The sequence below is a fragment of the Glutamicibacter sp. genome (genome assembly GCF_035257265.1).
Classification (GTDB): Bacteria; Actinomycetota; Actinomycetes; order Actinomycetales; family Micrococcaceae; genus Glutamicibacter.
The window spans coordinates 1-1,073 of record NZ_DATEXC010000057.1 but is presented as its reverse complement, the minus strand read 5'-3'; the positions used below and the strand labels follow the sequence as shown (position 1 = coordinate 1,073).

General features: G+C 54.2%; 1 protein-coding gene. It reads left to right on the top strand.

Features of this window, described 5'->3' with window-relative positions; genetic code table 11:
• Positions 1-1,073 (top strand): serine hydroxymethyltransferase (glyA, locus tag VJ369_RS16370; RefSeq protein ID WP_324093101.1); only part of this gene is annotated, 1,073 nt, incomplete at both ends.

Sequence of the window (1,073 nt, the reverse complement as noted above, 5' to 3'; positions counted from 1 at the left end):
GGTGGCTGTGAGGAAGTCGACGTGATTGAGACGTTGGCTATTGAGCGTCTGAAGGACTTGTTCGGGGCGAAGTTCGCTAACGTGCAGCCGCATTCTGGTGCCCAGGCGAATGCGTCGGTGTATCACGCGTTGGTGCGTCCAGGTGATACCGTGCTCGGTTTGAATCTGAACCATGGTGGTCACCTGACTCATGGAATGAAGCTGAACTTCTCGGGCCGTCTGTTTAACATCGTTCCGTACGGTGTGAATGAGCAGACTTACGAGGTGGACATGGATGAGGTGGAGCGCCTTGCCGTTGAAAACCAGCCGAAGATGATTGTTGCAGGCTGGTCGGCGTATCCACGCCAGCTGGACTTCAAGCGTTTCCGTGAGATCGCTGACAAGGTTGGCGCGTACTTGTTCGTTGATATGGCGCATTTTGCTGGCTTGGTCGCTGCAGGGTTGCATCCTTCTCCGGTTCCGCACGCTCACGTAGTGACTTCCACGACCCATAAGACTCTTGCTGGTCCTCGTGGTGGCATTATTTTGTCGAATGATGCGGAGATTGCGAAGAAGTTGAATTCGGCGGTGTTCCCTGGTCAGCAGGGTGGTCCGTTGGAGCATGTGATTGCTGGTAAGGCGGTGGCGTTCAAGATTGCTGCATCGGCGGAGTTCAAGGAGCGTCAGCAGCGGACGTTGGCTGGTGCGCGGATTTTGGCTGAGCGTTTGACTCAGGAAGATGTTGTTGCCAAGGGCATCAGTGTTTTGACTGGTGGTACTGATGTTCATTTGGTGCTTGTTGACTTGCGTAATAGTGAGTTGGATGGTCAGCAGGGTGAGGATTTGTTGGCTCAGGTGGAGATTACGGTGAATCGTAACTCGGTGCCGTTTGATCCTCGTCCGCCGATGGTGACTTCTGGTTTGCGTATTGGTACTCCTGCGTTGGCGACTCGTGGTTTTTCTGAGGCTGCGTTTGTTGAGGTTGCGGAGATTATTGCGCAGGCGTTGATTGCTGGTGCTGATGGTAATTCTGCTGTTCTGCCTGAGCTTAAGGAGCGAGTTCTCAAGCTCGCCGAGGCCCACCCACTGTACCC